Here is a 15,706-nt window from a genome sequence, read left to right on the forward strand (position 1 = left end):
CTGGCGGCAACACCCCCCGGATCATCGATGACAGGGCAAGACAGCCATACCAGGGCCAGCGACCAGATCCTCTGGTGAGGACCTACCAATAAATGTAACGGGCTCCGGTGGGTTCCGATGGGTGAGTTTGGTTCACTGTTCGGGGGGCTCACTGGCAAATCAAAGGCCGACTTTACTGGCGGAAATGCGCGATTCGCATCATATAGAAACGTGTTCAGCAATATTTCTCTTGACACTGAAGTTGGCGACTCTGTCTGGATTCGCGAAGGGGAGCGGCAGCGGGCGCTCGCATACGGTGACGTGGTCTTTACTGGCTCCTCGGAGTCGCGCGATGAGGTGGGGATGAGCTCCGTCGTGACTTCTCACCTCGCAGAGCCGATGTATCTCAACAGTTTCTGCATAGGCTTCCGACAGGTTGGACCTCAGCTTCTGAATCCAGATTTCGCCAAGCATCTTTTCCGCTCGAGTGTGATGCGTAAACAGATTATCAAGACTGCTAACGGTGTTACTCGGTTCAACATCTCAAAGCAGCAGCTGGAAAAGGTGCAAGTGCCTATTGTTGAGCTCGAGGAGCAACTGCGAATCGCAGGCATCCTCGATGAGTTCGAGGAACTCGTCAACGATCTGCGCTTCGGACTCCCCGCTGAGCTTGCCGCTCGCCGCAAGCAGTATGAGTACTATCGTGACAAGCTGCTGACCTTTCAGGAAGTGACAGTGTGATCGTCAACCCAGCGAGCAAGTACGACCCGATCGCCGTCTCGGCAGAGAGTACGGTTGTCTCTGAGTACGTCCAGGATGCGCAGCAGGAGACCGCCTATCAGTCGGAGGCCGATCTTGAGCGAGAGATGATCCGCCTGCTCGAGTCCCAGGCGTACGAGTATGTGCCGGTGACGAGCGAGTCGCAGCTGGTCGCCAACCTCCGCTCACAGCTGGAGCTGCTCAACAACATCACGTTCACCGACTCGGAGTGGGAGTCGTTCTTCACGAAGAAGATCGCCGGAAAGAACGACGGGATCGTCGAGAAGACCGCGCGGATCCAAGAGGACCACGTGCAGATCCTCAAGCGCGACGACGGTTCGACGAAGAACATCACTCTGCTGGACAAGACGAACATTCACAACAACCGTCTGCAGGTCATCAACCAGTATGAACGCGGCCGTGGCGAGGGCGGAGCGAAGTACGCCAACCGATACGACGTGACCGTACTGGTCAACGGTCTGCCGATGGTCCATATCGAGCTGAAACGCCGCGGTGTCGACATCCGTGAGGCGTTCAACCAGATCAACCGGTATCAGCGAGACAGCTTCTGGGCAGGATCGGGCCTCTTCGAATACGTCCAGCTGTTCGTGATCAGCAACGGCACGCTCACCAAGTACTACTCGAACACGACGCGCAACAGGCATATCGACGAAGGTAAGTCGGAGAGTAAGCGCAAGACGAGCAACAGCTTCGAATTCACCTCATGGTGGGCGGACGCCAACAACAAGCCGATCCGAGAACTGACCGCATTCGTCAAGACATTCTTCGCGAAGCACTCGCTGCTCAATGTGCTGACGCGGTTCTGCGTTCTGACGGCTGACAGAGACCTCTTGGTGATGCGGCCCTATCAGATCGTTGCGACGGAACGGATTCTCCAGCGCATCAGCGTCGCCACGAATTACAAGCGACTGGGCACGATCGACGCCGGGGGTTACGTCTGGCACACGACGGGATCCGGCAAGACGCTCACATCGTTCAAGACCGCGCAGCTAGCGTCCAGCATGCCGAGTGTCGACAAGGTGCTCTTCGTCGTCGATCGCAAGGACCTGGATTACCAGACCATGCGCGAGTACGACCGGTTCGAGAAGGGCGCCGCGAACTCGAATACCTCGACAGCGGTGCTGAAGAAGCAGCTAGAGGATCCGAATGCGCGGATCATCATCACGACGATCCAGAAGCTCTCGAATTTCATCCGCGCGAACAAGGGCCACCAGATCTACTCCGGTCACATCGTCCTCATCTTCGACGAATGCCACCGCTCCCAATTCGGCGACATGCACGCCGCAATCACGCGTGCGTTCAAGCGCTACAATCTCTTCGGGTTCACGGGAACACCGATCTTCGCGGCCAACGCCGGCAGCGGCGGCAATCCTCGTCTGAAGACCACCGAGCAGGCATTCGGAGAGAAGCTCCACACGTACACGATCGTCGACGCGATCACCGACAAGAACGTGCTGCCCTTCCGGATCGACTACATCAACACCGTCAAAGTCGGTGCAGTCGAAGACAAACAGGTGTCCGCGATCGATACAGAGACGGCGCTCCTCGCACCGGAACGCATCCGCGAGATCGTGCAGTACACGCTGGAGCACTTCGACCAGAAGACCAAGCGCGCCTCCTCATACGAGCACTCCGTCGTCACGAACGTCGCCGAATCCGTGAGAACCCGCAAGCGGGCCGAAGCGCTGCGAGAAAAGAAGCGCGTGCGCGGCTTCAACGCACTATTCTCCACGGCGTCCATCGACGCCGCGCGCAGGTACTACAACCACTTCCAACTCCAGCAGGAGCAGCTGCCGCCCGATAGGCGCCTCAAGATCGGCATCATCTATTCCTATGGCGCAAACGACCCCGGCGACGACGGCATCCTCGACGACGAGGCGTTCGACACTGACGAACTGACGACCGATGCACGAGACTTTCTGGAAGACGCCATCCAGGACTACAACGACATGTTCGGCACCAGCTACGACACGAGCGCCGACAGATTCCAGAACTACTACAAGGACCTGTCTCAGCGGTTGAAGAACCGCGAGATCGACCTCGTCATCGTCGTCAATATGTTCCTGACCGGGTTCGACGCCACGACGCTCAACACACTGTTCGTCGACAAAAACCTGCGCATGCACGGGCTCATCCAGGCGTACTCGCGCACGAACCGGATCCTCAACTCGGTCAAGACGTACGGCAACATCGTCGCCTTCCGAAACCTCGAGGACGAGACGAACGCAGCCCTGGAACTGTTCGGAAACAAGGACGCCCGCGGAGTCGTTCTCATGAAGCCGTACGGGGAGTACTACGACGAGTACACCGCCAAGGTCGAACAGCTGCTGCAGGAGTACCCGGTCGATCAGCAGGTCGTCGGTGAGCAGGCGCAGAAGGACTTCATCGCCCTCTTCGGCGCGATTCTCCGCCTGCAGAACATCCTCACCTCGTTCGACGAATTCCGCGGTCACGATCCGCTGACCGAACGTCAGGCGCAGGACTACCGAAGCGTGTACCTCGACCTGTACGCGGAGTTCCGCAGCGACAGTGAGGCGGAGAAGGAACAGATCAACGACGACGTCGTCTTCGAAATCGAGCTGATCAAGCAGGTCGAGATCAACGTCGACTACATCCTCATGCTCGTCGAGAAGCTGCGAGCCGAACGCGGCGACGGCGATGATAAGGAGATCCGCGCGCAGATCACGCACGCGGTCAAAGCGAGCCCAACGCTGCGCAGCAAACGCGATCTGGTCGAGGACTTCGTGGACTCAGTCTCCGTCGACGGAGCCGTCGACGAACAGTGGAGAGACTTCGTCGAGGCCAGACGAGAAGCGGAACTCGAAGCGATCATCGCCGAACAGAGGCTGCGGCCAGAAGAGACCCGCGCCTTCATCGAATCGGCCTTCCGAGACGGAGAGCTCCGCACGACCGGCACCGCGATCACGACGATCATGCCGCCGGTGTCCCGCTTCGCACCGACCGGCGGCCACGGTGAGAGGAAAGCAGGTGTTATCGCGGCGCTGACGCGGTACTTCGAACGGTTCTTCGGACTCAGCACCAGCGCTCAGGAGTAAGGGGACCGCGACAGCTGTTCACCCGCCGTTCGCCCTCACGGGCCGATTCGGCGGCTGGGCGGGCGCAGCCTCGAGAGCCAAGAACGGAACCCTCTGCCAAATCCAGGGCTTGACCCCTTCGGCTGCGCGCTTCATGAAGGGGCGGTTCTGGCTGCGCCCAAGACAGGCGCGAGGCGTGGGCAGACTCACCTGAGTTGCACAGGTTTAGTTACCCTTGCGCTGGTTCGGTCGGTNAGCCGGATCCGCAGGCGGGCCTCACCGTGGGTGTGGTGCCTCTGTGGTAGTGGGACTACGATTGAGCCAGCGACCCCACGCCGTATTCCGCCCCGGGAGGTAGACACAGGTGAACATCGAGCAGCACTTCAAAGCAGCAGAGGATCCCTTCTCGCTGACCGGACTGACCTACGATGATGTGCTGCTGCTGCCCGGGGACACCGATGTTATCCCGTCCGAGGCTTCGACAGCCACCCGCCTGACCCGCGAGATCGACATCAACATCCCGCTGCTGTCGGCAGCGATGGACACCGTCACCGAATCCCGCATGGCGATCGCCATGGCCCGCATCGGCGGCATCGGCATCCTGCACCGCAACCTGAGCAAAGAAGACCAGGCCGAGCAAGCCGACTACGTCAAGCGCAGCGAATCGGGCATGATCAACAACCCGCTGACGATCACCGCCGACCGCAGCCTCGCCGAGCTCGACGAGCTGTGCGGGCAGTACCGGATCTCCGGCCTGCCGGTCGTCGACGAGAACAATGTGCTCGTGGGCATCATCACCAACCGCGACCTGCGCTTCGTCTCCCGCAAGGACTTCGCCACCACCACCGTCGGCGAGGTCATGACCCGCTCACCGCTCGTCACCGCCCCGGTCGGCGTGTCCGCTGAGAAGGCCTTCGAACTGCTGGCCGAGAACAAGATCGAGAAGCTGCCGCTGGTCGATGACAACAACGTCATCCGCGGCCTCATCACCGTCAAGGACTTCGTCAAGAGCGAAGAGTACCCGCTGGCGACGAAGGACGATGAAGGTCGGCTGCGCGTCGGCGCAGCCGTCGGCTTCTACGGCGATGCCTACGACCGCGCCGGGCTGCTCGCCGAGGCCGGCGTCGATGTGCTCGTCGTCGACACCGCCAACGGCCACGCCCGCGGTGTCACCGAGATGATCCGCACCCTGAAGAAGGACCCGAAGTTCGACAGCGTCCAGATCATCGGCGGCAATGTCGCCACCCGGATGGGCGCCCAGGCACTCATCGACGCCGGCGCTGACGCCATCAAGGTGGGTGTGGGCCCTGGTTCGATCTGCACCACCCGGGTCGTCGCTGGCGTCGGCGTGCCGCAGGTGACCGCCATCCACCTGGCCCACCAGGCCGCCCGCGAGGTCGGCGTGCCGGTCATCGGCGATGGCGGACTGCAGTACTCAGGCGATATCGGCAAGGCCCTTGTCGCCGGTGCCGACTCCGTCATGGTCGGCTCCCTGCTGGCCGGCTGCAATGAGAGCCCCGGTGAGCTCATCTTCGTCAACGGCAAGCAGTACAAGGCCTACCGCGGGATGGGATCGCTCGGTGCGATGGCCCCGCGCAAGGGCGCCTCGTACTCCAAGGACCGCTATTTCCAGGCCGATGTCTCCACCGACACCGACCTCATCCCCGAGGGTGTCGAGGGCCGGGTCGCCTACCGCGGCGAACTCAAGCAGGTCGCCTACCAGCTCACCGGCGGACTGCGGCAGACGATGTTCTACGTCGGCGCGCGTACGATCCCTGAGCTCAAGGAGAAGGGACAGTTCGTCCGTCTCACCGCAGCCGGACTCAAGGAGAGCCACCCGCACGACATCCAGATGACTGTCGAGGCACCGAACTACACGGTGAAGTGACGGTGGAGCCCGCAGCCTCGGTCTCTGCGCTCACGGCCAGTGCCCAGAACTACCTCAAGATCATCTGGAGCATCCAGGAATGGGATCCTGAGCGTGAGCCGGTGCAGCCCAGCCTCATCGCCGAGCGGGCCGGGCTGCGGATGTCGACGGTGTCCGATGCGATCAAGCGGCTGAGCAGGCAGGGGCTCGTCGCCCACACCCGCTACGGCGCTGTGTCGCTGACCGATGAGGGGCAGGCGCATGCCCTGCAGATGGTGCGCCGCCACCGCCTCATCGAGACCTTCCTCGTCCAGGTGCTCGGCTACGGCTGGGACGAAGTCCACGACGAAGCCGAGGTGCTCGAACACGCCGTCTCCGACGAGCTCGTCGACCGGATCGCCGCCCATCTGGGCAACCCAGACCGCGACCCGCACGGCGATCCGATCCCGGCCGCCGACGGCCGGGTCGTGACACCTCGGGCGCGGCAGCTCAGCGATTGCGAGCCGGGAGCGAGCTACCGGCTGGAGCGGATCTCGGATGCCGATTCGGAGCTGCTGCAGTTCCTGGCCGGCAAGGGCATCGAAGTCGGCACCGACTTCACCCTCAGCGCCGGGGCACCGTACTCCGGCACGCTGGTGCTCGAACGCGAGGGTGAAGCGGAGCTGACGCTCGGCGCAGAAGCCGCCGCAGCGATGTGGGTCTCCAGCCGCTGAGCTGCGCAGCCGGCCGGATCAGCCGAGGATGCGGCGCCTCACCCAGCGTGGGCTGACTGCCGCAGCCGCCGCCGGACCGTGCGGGCGATGATGCCCTGGCGGGGGCTGAAGAGGTAGATGAGGGTGAAGACGAGCCCCTGCGCCAGCACGATCATGCCGCCGGAGGAGGTGTCGGCGTAGTAGCTGACGTACAGGCCCACAAGCGAACAGCCCACAGAGATCGCCGGGGCCAGCAGCAGCATGACGCTCATCCGGTCGGTGAGCAGATGGGCGGAGGCGCCGGGGATGATGAGCATCGCGACGACGAGGACGACGCCGACGATCTGCAGCGTCGCCACCGCGGTGACGGCCAGCAGCCCGAGCAGCAGCGCACTAGCGAGACGCGGATTGATGCCGATCGCATGGGCGTGCGTGGGATCGAAGGCGCAGAGCGTGAAGTCGCGGCGCTTGAGGGCGACGACGATGAGGACCGCGAGCGTGAGGATGAGGATCTGGGCGAGCTCCTGCCGGGAGACGCCGAGGATGTTGCCGAAGATGATGTGGCCTAGGTCCGTATCCGAAGGCGTGACGGACACGAGCACGATGCCGAGTGCGAACAGCGTGGTGAAGACGATGCCGATCGCGGCATCCTCCTTGACCCGGGAGGTGTCGCGCACCGCCCCGATGAGGATGACGGCGAGGAAGCCGAACACGAGCGCCCCGATCGCGAAGGGCAGATCGAAGATATAGGCCAGCACCACCCCGGGCAGCACCGCATGGGAGACCGCATCGCCCATGAGCGACCAGCCGATGAGCACGAGCCAGCACGACAGCAGCGCGCACACGATCGAGACCATGACCGCTGCGATGAGGGCGCGGGTCATGAACTCATAGCTCAGCGGTTCGGTCAGCAGCTGCAGCACGCTCATGCCTCCTCGCCTCCGTTCCCGAGGTGGGACTCGCCTGCCTGCTCGGCGTCGTCTTTGGGCTGGGTGCGGGTGTTGGTGGGGCGGCCGAGCGGGTCGAGGCCGAAGGCGAGGGCGAGGTTCTGCGGGCGCAGCACCTCGGCGGGGGAGTCGTGCAGCAGCACCCGGCGCATGAGCAGGATCGCCTCATCGGCCAGATCCGGCAGCGCATGGAGGTCGTGGGTGGATACGACAATCGTCGTCCCGGCATCAGCGGCCTCGCGCAGCACGCTCGAGATCATCTGCTCGGAGCGCTTGTCGACTCCGGCGAAGGGCTCATCGAGCAGCAGCACGGAGGCGCCCTGCGCCAGGCCGCGGGCGACGAAGGCGCGTTTGCGCTGTCCGCCGGAGAGCTGGCCGATCTGCCGGCCGGCCAGTTCGCTCAGCTCGACGCGAGCCAGTGCGGCGTCCACCGCCTGCCGGTCGGCGCGCGAGAGCCGGCGGGTGAGGCCGGTGCGCCCGTAGCGGCCGGTGCCCACCACCTCGCGCACGGTGATGGGGAAGTCCCAGTCGACGAGCTCGGTCTGGGGCACATAGCCGATGAGACCGGATCGCCGGGCCTTGGCCGGCGGCAGTCCGCTGATCTGCACGCTGCCCGACTGCGGTCGGAGGCTGCCGACGATCGTCTTGAACAGTGTCGACTTCCCGGCCCCGTTCATGCCGACGAGCCCGCAGATCCGCCCGCGCCCGATGACCGCGCTGGCGCCGTCGAGGGCGAGCGTGGGGCCGTAGCGCACCGTCACATCGCGCACCTCCAGGGCCGGTGGGGTGCTGCCCGCCGGGGTGCTGCCTGCTGCCGAGGCGGGCCTCAGGCGGTCACTCATCCTCGCCTCCGGTCAGCGCCGCGGCGATGGTCTCGGCATCGTAGCGGATGAGATCGAGGTAACTCGGCGCAGGGCCGTCGGCGGTGGTGAGTGAGTCGACGTAGAGGGTGCCGCCGAAGTCCGCCCCGGTGGCCTCGACCACCTGCTGCATCGCGGTGTCGTTGACCGTCGACTCGCAGAACACCGCCGGCACCTGCGTGTCGCGGACGAACTCGATCGTCGAGGCGACCTGCTGCGGGGTGGCCTCGTGCTCAGCGTTGACCGGCCAGATGTACTTCTCCTCCAAGCCCGCATCCCGGGCCAGGTACGAGAACGCGCCCTCACAGGTGACGAGCGCGCGCTGCTCAGCCGGCAGGGACTCCAGCGTGTCGGTCAGCGTGGTGCCGACCTCCAGCAGCTCCTCGGTGTAGGCCCGGGCATTGGCCTCATAGTCCGCGGCATGCTCCGGGTCGAGCTCGGAGAGCGCTGCGGCGGTGTTCTGCACATAGATCTCCGCATTGCTCGGGCTCATCCACGCATGCGGATTGGGCATGCCGGCATCGGCATCCTCGGTGATGTCGATCGTGTCGATGCCCGCGCTCAGCACCACATGGTCGGTGCCGGCGACCTCGATGAACTGCTCGAACCAGGCCTCCAGACCCAGGCCGTTGACGAGCACGAGCTCGGCCTCCTCGGCGATCCGGATATCGCTGGGAGCCGGTTCATAGCCGTGGATCTCCGCGCCCTCCCGGGTGATCGACTCAACCCGCAGATGCTCGCCGGCGACCTGGGCAGCGATGTCCTTGAGCACGGTGAAGGTGGTGAGCACCAGCGGCCGGTCATCGCCCTCATCCCCGCCCGAGGTGGGGGTCGCCCCGCAGGCCGACAGCGCGAGTACGGCGGTCGTCGCCAGGCCGGCGAGGAGCGCAGAGAGAGGGCGGCACTGCATGGCAACACCATAGTTCCGCCGCACGGATTATCAAAGTTCGTCTATGCGTACTTTCTGATGTGCTGTGCGGGCCGCCGGTGCGCTCAGTCCTTCTTCGGCCGGCCGATCCCGCGGTAGGTCTTGAGCTGTTCGGGGTTGAGCCGGCGGAACAGCGCCTCCTGCGCGACCGAGGCGATGAGCACGCCGTCGGCGGAGGTGATGTCGCCGGTGTAGAGGCCGCGGCCGTAGGCGGCGGAGCGCGGCGCATAGTCGCACAGCACCCACTCGTTCATATTCACCGGCCGGTGGAACCACAGCGAATGGTCAAGACTGGAGCCGGACTTGAACTCCTCGGTGTTGAACGCGCCGAGTCCCGAGGAGATGTCCGACAGGTACGTCAGCGCGCAGATGTGCAGCAGTTCCGAGTCACCGAGGTCTTCTGTGCAGCGGGCCCAGAATCGCACCGGATAGTCGGTGGTCTCGAAGGGCTGGTCGGTGCTGCGGGCTTCGAAGGAGAACATCCGCGGCATCGGCGAGGGGTCGCCGAACCGGATCTCCTCCTGGGCTGCTGCGGTCTCGCCCTGCAGGTCGGGGCTGTCATTGCCGCGGGTGAAGTTGATGGCCATATTGAAGATGACGTCGCCGTCCTGGGTGGCCACCACGCGGCGGGCGGAGTAGGAGCCGCCGTCGCGGTCGCGGAAGACCTGGAAGACCGTCGGCCGGGCGGCGTTGCCTGGGCGCAGGAAGTACCCGTGCAGGGAGTGCGGTTTGCGCTCCTCATCGACGGTCAGGGCCGCGGCGTGCACGGACTGCGCTGCGACCTGCCCGCCGTAGAGGGCGTAGGGCTCATCGAAGACGTAGCCGGCGCGGTAGATGTTCTTGTCGATCTTCTCCAGCTGCATGAGCTCGACGAATGAGCCCTCACCGGTTTCGCTGGGTGCGAAGAGCACATCGCTCACGTGATTCCTCCGATTCGGTCAGGGAGATGAGGCCGTACCCTTCGATCCTAGCGATGACGCTGTCAGCAGCCTGGTCACCCACCCCGCTCGGGTCGGAAATCCGCAGTTGTTGCAGCGCTCAAGCCTAGGAAAGCCTCCTTGACCGTGTATTATGAGCGTTTCCTGAGTGCTCGAAAGTGAGTGCTTATCCTCGGGTCGAACGATCCAAAGAGCCGGGAGTGGTCCTCAATGACAGTCATCCGTCCCTCAGCCCATCGTGCAAGAACAGCTCTCGCGCTTCTCTTCACCATCGTCCTCGTCTTCGCCAGTTCAGTCGGAACGGCACCACCGGCGTGGTCGCAGGAGTCCGGGGATCCGACCTCCGACGGCTTAGGGGCTGGTGCGCAAGCGACACTGACGCCGAAGGGGCCGACGTTCGACGACAACAACCGGACTGTCTACATTCCCTCGGATTACGGCATTCGCTATTACATCGATGTCGATGGGACGAATGTGACGAAGGACGGGTTGCCGTACGCAAAGCCCGGTACTTACACGAAGGATGACGGCATCCGCACGGGGGTTCCGATCACGGTGACCGCGAAGCCGGTGAACCCGAAGGATGAGCTCGACGGGCAGACCGAATGGGAGACGACGCTTCCTGACCGTCCGACACTGACGCCGAAGGGGCCGACGTTCGACGACAACAACCAGACTGTCTACATTCCCTCGGATTACGGCATTCGCTATTACATCGATGTCGATGGGACGAATGTGACGAAGGACGGGTTGCCGTACGCAAAGCCCGGTACTTACACGAAGGATGACGGCATCCGCACGGGGGTTCCGATCACGGTGACCGCGAAGCCGGTGAACCCGAAGGACGTCCTCGACGGGCAGACGGAATGGAAGACGACGCTGCCGGATCGCCCGAAGCTCACGCCGAAGGGCCCGACCTTCAACGACTGGGACAGCACCGTCTACATCCCCTCCGACCGCGGCATCCGCTACTACATCGACGTCGACGGCACGAACGTGACCAAGGACGGGCTGCCGTATGCCAAGCCCGGCCTGTACACGAAGGATGACGGCATTCGCACCGGCGTTCCGATCAAGGTGACGGCGAAGCCGGCGAATCCGAAGGATGAACTCGACGGTGATACCGAGTGGACTCATACGCTTCAGAAGCGACCGGACTCTTCGCTTGCATCCGGCGACGAGTTCGACGATTCCGCGACTCTGCCGAATGAAGGCTGGAAGGTCCTCGACACCAGTTACAAGAAGGATCTGCCGGAGAAGGTCAACACGATCTACACACGCGACAGCGTCTCAGTCAAGGACGGCAGTCTCGAGATCCGCACTGCCCGCCATTGCCTCGACAAAGACCAGAAACCCTCAGCTGAGACCGAGAGCCCGGACGGTGCAGTTTGTCCTGCGGGCAAGAAGACGATGTACACCTCTGGTCGGATCGAAACTGATTACATTTACAATGCTCCGTTTGAGATGGAGATCAGAGCGCGAATGTCGGACGGCAAGATCGATGGAATGCACTTTGCCGGCTGGCTGCTCAACAACCAGCCCTACTGCACCAGCCCCGAGGTGCAGAAATCCGACCTCGGCGAGATCGACACGATGGAAGTGCTGAGTCAGCACGCCCATACGACGAACACGACGCACGTCACGTGCGTCAACACCAACGGCCGCGGCGCCGGAACCAAACGCGACGCCCACCAGCTCGACGGCCAGATCGCCGGAGTGTGGAACACCTACCGCATGACCTGGGACGGCGACGCGGTCCGGTACTACTTCAACGATCAACTCGTGCCCTCCAGCCGTGGCCAGACTCCAGAGACTCGAGGGGAGACCGTCGGCCTGAGTGACGACGACTTCCGCCGTGCGCTCATGGACTATCCGTTCAAGGCGATCATCGACTCGGTCGTCTTCCCCGATGACTACACGTGGGTGCGCCCGGTCGACGACTCGAAGCCGTTCCCGGCTCGCGTCGATCGTGTCGACTACTTCCGCATGAAGCAGCTTGACGACATCTACCCCGGTGGCGCGATCGGCAGCTACTGGAAGAACAACAAGTGGCTCGGAGCCCCTCTATCCGGCGAGGAAGACGCCGGGCCCGACGGTGCGCGGATGCAGAAGTTCGAGAAGGGGGTCGTCTACTGGTCGCGCACAACGGGAGCGCATGGCGTCAAGGGCGGCATCAAGTCGACCTACGACCGTGAGAAGGGTGCGGACGGCTGGCTCGGCCTCCCACGCGGCGAGGAACGAAAACTCGCCCACGGTGGTGCCTCACAGACCTTCGAAGGCGGCCAGATCCACTGGTCGCGGGCAACAGGGGCCCACCCGACGAAGGGGGCGATCCAGAAGTACTGGGCCTCGCAGAAGTGGGAGAACGGCTGGCTCGGATATCCGATCGGCGGTGAGATCCGCAATAAGGATGGCAGCGTCCGCCAGAACTTCCAGGGCGGCACCGTCTACTGGTCTGCCAAGACCGGTGCGCATGGCGTGAAGGGGACCATCAGGTCGACCTATCACAACCTCAAGGGTGCGGATGGCTGGCTCGGCCTGCCGCGCAGCGATGAGCGGCGCTTGCGCCGCGACGGCGGTGCCTACCAGGTATTCGAACACGGCCAGATCCACTGGTCGCGCAAGTCCGGAGCGCACCCGACGAAGGGCGCGATCCAGAAGTACTGGGCCTCCCAGAAGTGGGAGAACGGCTGGCTCGGCTACCCGACCAGCGGGGAGATCCGCAACAAGGACGGCAGCGTCTACCAGAACTTCCAGCACGGACGCGTGACATGGAAGTCCGGCAGGGGCATCACCGTCAAACGCTTCTGATCACCTCCCGCGCCTCCCGGCCGCCTCCAGCACACCCCGTGCCCGAGGCGGCCGTCGCGGTCCACTGCTGCACCGTCACATTCCAGCGCAAACTGGCGTCATCAGCCAGGACTGTTAGAGTGGCGGACAGACATGGGGTGCCCGGCAGGCCGGGCTGAGAACATACCCATCGAACCTGATCTGGATCATGCTGGCGAAGGGATTGTCATGACACAGCAGCACCCATCTGCCCCCGCACAGACGGGGGCCTCGATACCCGATCTCGCAGCGGCTGCCACCGCGGTGCGGGAGTCGAATCCGCTCGTCCAGTGCATCACGAACACTGTCGTGCAGACGCTGAGCGCCAATGCTCTGCTGGCGATCGGCGCCTCACCGGCGATGATCAACCATGAGGCCGACGCCGCCCAGTTCGCCCGCATCTCCGACGGCCTGCTCATCAACTTCGGCACCGCCAGCTCACACAACTTCCTCGCCGCCGACGCCGCCATCACCGCCGCCCGTGAGACCGGCACGCCGTGGGTCCTCGACCCCGTCTCCTACGGCGTCATCGACTACCGCACCACCCGCATCAAGCAGGCCCTGACCTGGCAGCCGACCGCCATCCGCGGCAACGCCTCCGAGATCGCAGCCTTAGCAGGCACCGGCGCCGGCGCCCGCGGCGTCGACTCCACCGACGAGGTCGAAGCTGTCCTCGAGGCTGCGATCCAGCTCTCCCACGCCCTCGGCTCCGTCGTCGCCGTCTCCGGAGAGGTCGACGCGATCGTCCACGCCGGCGAGCAGGTGCGCATCGCCCGGGTTTCCGGCGGTTCGGACTACATGCCGCTCGTCGTCGGCACCGGCTGCTCGCTCGGCGGTGTCGTCGCCGCCTACCTCGGCGCCCTGCCGGCCGACCCGTTCGCCGCTGTCGTCGCCGCCCACGCCCACTATGCGGCCGCCGGCACCCGCGCGGCCGGCACGAGCCGCGGGCCTGGCAGCTTCGCCGTCGAGTTCCTCGACGCCCTGCATTCCGTCACCGCCGCTGACATCGCCGCCGTCGGCGTCAGCTACGACACCGTGGAGGTCGCCGCATGAGCCACGATCGCCTCGCCGGCATCGACACCGCCCTGTACTTCATCACTGACTCCGCCCAGTGCGCCGCGGTCGGCCGCTCGGTGGCCGACACCGTCGCCGAGGCGGTCGCCGGCGGGGCAGGGATGGTCCAGATCCGGGACAAGGACATCACCGACGCGGAGATGTACGACCTGACCTGCGAGGTGCTGCGCACCCTTGATGCGACCCTGGCGCGGGAGCAGCTGGAGAACACCGTGCCGGTGTTCGTCAACGACCGCGTCGCTGTCGTCGAGAAGCTGAACCGTGAAGGCCACCTCGTGCATCTGCACATCGGCCAGGACGACACCTCGATCGCCGAAGCCCGCCAGCGCATCGGCCAGGAGGCCCTGCTCGGGCTCTCGGCCACCACGCCTGACGAGTTCGTCGCCGCCCGCGAGGCCGGCGCCGTCGACCTCCTCGGCGTCGGCCTGGCATTCCCGACGACGACGAAGAAGAACGCCCGCGACGTCCTCGGGCCCGAGAAGATCGGCGCACTCGTCGGTGAGGCCGGCCTGCCGGTGTTCGGCATCGGCGGCATCGACCTGGCCGGTGCTGCCAAGATGCACGGCACCGGCGTCGCCGGCATCTGCGTCGTCTCCGCCATCTGCAAGGCCGCCGACCCGCGCGCGGCCGCTGCTGCGATCAAGGCCGTGTTCCTCACCGGTCGGCTGCCCGACGCCGAGGGTCGGGCTGAGACCGAGAAGGACACCGGCTCACACACCGCAGACGGAGGACACTGAACGATGACCGCTCCTGCATCGCGCCCGCCGATCGCCCTGTCGATCGCTGGCACCGACCCATCTGGTGGGGCCGGCATCCACGCCGACCTCAAGGCTTTCTGCGCCCGCGGCGTCTACGGCACCACCGCCATCACCGCTCTCGTCGCACAGAACACCCACGGGGTCAGCGAGGTCTACGGCATCGACGACGCCTTCGTCACCGCTCAGCTCGCCAGCGTGCTCGACGATCTGCCCGTCGATGCGACGAAGACCGGCATGCTCTCCACTCGCAGCCTCGTCGAACTCGTCTGCCGCGCCGTCGATGAGCGCGACCTCGGCTATCTCGTCGTCGACCCCGTCATGGTCGCGGCCTCCGGGCACCGGCTGCTCAACGACGATGCGGTCGATTCTGTGCGCAGCCAGCTCATGCCGCGCGCGGACCTCATCACCCCGAATCTGCCCGAAGCGGCACTGCTGCTCGGTGAATCCGAGCCCGAAGCCGAAAGCATCGAGCAGATGCGCGACCAGGCCGGCCGGCTCCTCGAGCGCGGCGCCCGGGCCGTGCTGCTCAAGGGCGGCCACGGCGCTGATGACGAGGTCATCGACGTCCTCGCCGTGGCCGATGGGACGAACGCGGAATTCTCCCATCCGCGCATCCGCACCCCCAATACACACGGCACCGGCTGCACGCTCTCGGCAGCGATCACCGCGGAGATGGCCCACGCCCTCCACGCCGAGGCGACCGGCACCTCGGGTGCGGCGACCGACATCTCGGGTGCGGCACGCGCCGCGATGGTGACCGCAGCGGTCGAACGCTCCCTCGACTACCTCGCCCGCGCGCTCGCCTCAGCCGCCGACTGGCAGCTCAGCCGCGAACCGGAAGGCGCCCACGGCCCGGTCGACCACCTCGTCGACCTGCACGTCGAGCGCTGAACCCGAGACCCGGACCATTCCCGACCCCACCCGTTACATTTATTGGTAGGTCCTCACCAGAGGATCTGGTCGCTGGCCCTGGTATGGCTGTCTTGCCCTGTCATCGATGATCCGGGGGGTGTTGCCGC

General features: G+C 64.8%; 12 protein-coding genes and 1 riboswitch. Of the genes, 8 read left to right on the forward strand and 4 right to left on the reverse strand.

What is annotated here, in order from left to right; genetic code table 11:
* Positions 1 to 117 precede the first annotated feature (117 nt).
* The 4 genes from ACFFN1_RS01230 to ACFFN1_RS01245 all read left to right on the forward strand — a co-directional run bounded on the left by ACFFN1_RS01230 (position 118) and on the right by ACFFN1_RS01245 (position 6,374).
* On the forward strand, positions 118 to 720 hold the full coding sequence (locus tag ACFFN1_RS01230) for a restriction endonuclease subunit S (RefSeq protein WP_376837840.1): 603 nt from the start codon (positions 118 to 120) through the stop codon (positions 718 to 720).
* A complete protein-coding gene (locus ACFFN1_RS01235) occupies positions 720 to 3,815 on the forward strand; it encodes a type I restriction endonuclease subunit R (protein ID WP_376837864.1) in 3,096 nt (1,031 codons plus the stop codon). The genes ACFFN1_RS01230 and ACFFN1_RS01235 overlap by 1 nt, the downstream gene beginning before the upstream one ends.
* Before the next feature lie 343 nt (positions 3,816 to 4,158).
* On the forward strand, positions 4,159 to 5,682 hold the full coding sequence (gene guaB / locus ACFFN1_RS01240; RefSeq protein ID WP_376837842.1) for an IMP dehydrogenase: 1,524 nt from the start codon (positions 4,159 to 4,161) through the stop codon (positions 5,680 to 5,682).
* Positions 5,679 to 6,374, forward strand: a complete 696-nt coding sequence (locus tag ACFFN1_RS01245) for a metal-dependent transcriptional regulator (protein ID WP_376837844.1) — start codon at positions 5,679 to 5,681, stop codon at positions 6,372 to 6,374. Before guaB ends, ACFFN1_RS01245 begins: the two co-directional genes overlap by 4 nt.
* 38 nt (positions 6,375 to 6,412) lie before the next feature.
* Here ACFFN1_RS01245 and ACFFN1_RS01250 read toward each other — a convergent pair whose 3' ends face one another.
* The 4 genes from ACFFN1_RS01250 to ACFFN1_RS01265 all read right to left on the reverse strand — a co-directional run bounded on the left by ACFFN1_RS01250 (position 6,413) and on the right by ACFFN1_RS01265 (position 10,008).
* Positions 6,413 to 7,282, reverse strand: a complete 870-nt coding sequence (locus ACFFN1_RS01250) for a metal ABC transporter permease (RefSeq protein WP_376837847.1) — start codon at positions 7,280 to 7,282, stop codon at positions 6,413 to 6,415.
* Complete coding sequence (locus ACFFN1_RS01255) at positions 7,279 to 8,142, reverse strand: metal ABC transporter ATP-binding protein (RefSeq protein WP_376837849.1); 864 nt, start codon at positions 8,140 to 8,142, stop codon at positions 7,279 to 7,281. Before ACFFN1_RS01255 ends, ACFFN1_RS01250 begins: the two co-directional genes overlap by 4 nt.
* Positions 8,135 to 9,070 carry a metal ABC transporter substrate-binding protein gene (locus tag ACFFN1_RS01260; protein WP_376837852.1) on the reverse strand — a complete coding sequence of 312 codons (936 nt, stop codon included), beginning with the start codon at positions 9,068 to 9,070 and terminating at the stop codon, positions 8,135 to 8,137. The genes ACFFN1_RS01255 and ACFFN1_RS01260 overlap by 8 nt, the downstream gene beginning before the upstream one ends.
* Positions 9,071 to 9,153: 83 nt before the next feature.
* Positions 9,154 to 10,008 carry an acyl-CoA thioesterase gene (locus ACFFN1_RS01265; protein WP_376837854.1) on the reverse strand — a complete coding sequence of 285 codons (855 nt, stop codon included), beginning with the start codon at positions 10,006 to 10,008 and terminating at the stop codon, positions 9,154 to 9,156.
* 228 nt (positions 10,009 to 10,236) lie between these two features.
* Between ACFFN1_RS01265 and ACFFN1_RS01270 the strand changes: the two genes are divergently transcribed.
* The 4 genes from ACFFN1_RS01270 to thiD all read left to right on the forward strand — a co-directional run bounded on the left by ACFFN1_RS01270 (position 10,237) and on the right by thiD (position 15,578).
* Positions 10,237 to 12,837: a family 16 glycosylhydrolase gene (locus tag ACFFN1_RS01270; protein WP_376837856.1), complete on the forward strand. Its 2,601-nt coding sequence runs from the start codon at positions 10,237 to 10,239 to the stop codon at positions 12,835 to 12,837.
* A gap of 123 nt (positions 12,838 to 12,960) precedes the next feature.
* Positions 12,961 to 13,057, forward strand: a riboswitch (TPP riboswitch).
* A complete protein-coding gene (thiM, locus tag ACFFN1_RS01275) occupies positions 13,045 to 13,908 on the forward strand; it encodes a hydroxyethylthiazole kinase (RefSeq protein WP_376837858.1) in 864 nt (287 codons plus the stop codon). Its footprint overlaps the riboswitch before it by 13 nt.
* Positions 13,905 to 14,666, forward strand: coding sequence for a thiamine phosphate synthase (gene thiE / locus ACFFN1_RS01280; RefSeq protein WP_376837860.1), 762 nt, complete (start codon positions 13,905 to 13,907; stop codon positions 14,664 to 14,666). The genes thiM and thiE overlap by 4 nt, the downstream gene beginning before the upstream one ends.
* Before the next feature lie 3 nt (positions 14,667 to 14,669).
* Positions 14,670 to 15,578 (forward strand): bifunctional hydroxymethylpyrimidine kinase/phosphomethylpyrimidine kinase, encoded by a 909-nt coding sequence (gene thiD, locus ACFFN1_RS01285; protein ID WP_376837862.1) that lies wholly within the window; start codon positions 14,670 to 14,672, stop codon positions 15,576 to 15,578.
* Positions 15,579 to 15,706 lie beyond the last annotated feature (128 nt).

This window comes from Brevibacterium otitidis (assembly GCF_042429315.1).
Taxonomy (GTDB): domain Bacteria; phylum Actinomycetota; class Actinomycetes; order Actinomycetales; family Brevibacteriaceae; genus Brevibacterium; species Brevibacterium otitidis.

Bases quoted from the DNA above. Each gene is read 5' to 3' on its own strand.
- ACFFN1_RS01230 (WP_376837840.1), top strand. From the start codon at position 118: ATGGGTGAGTTTGGTTCACTGTTCGGGGGGCTCACTGGCAAATCAAAG.
- ACFFN1_RS01250 (WP_376837847.1), bottom strand. From the start codon at position 7,282: ATGAGCGTGCTGCAGCTGCTGACCGAACCGCTGAGCTATGAGTTCATG.
- ACFFN1_RS01255 (WP_376837849.1), bottom strand. From the start codon at position 8,142: ATGAGTGACCGCCTGAGGCCCGCCTCGGCAGCAGGCAGCACCCCGGCG.
- ACFFN1_RS01260 (WP_376837852.1), bottom strand. From the start codon at position 9,070: ATGCAGTGCCGCCCTCTCTCTGCGCTCCTCGCCGGCCTGGCGACGACC.
- ACFFN1_RS01270 (WP_376837856.1), top strand. From the start codon at position 10,237: ATGACAGTCATCCGTCCCTCAGCCCATCGTGCAAGAACAGCTCTCGCG.
- thiM (WP_376837858.1), top strand. From the start codon at position 13,045: ATGACACAGCAGCACCCATCTGCCCCCGCACAGACGGGGGCCTCGATA.
- thiE (WP_376837860.1), top strand. From the start codon at position 13,905: ATGAGCCACGATCGCCTCGCCGGCATCGACACCGCCCTGTACTTCATC.
- thiD (WP_376837862.1), top strand. From the start codon at position 14,670: ATGACCGCTCCTGCATCGCGCCCGCCGATCGCCCTGTCGATCGCTGGC.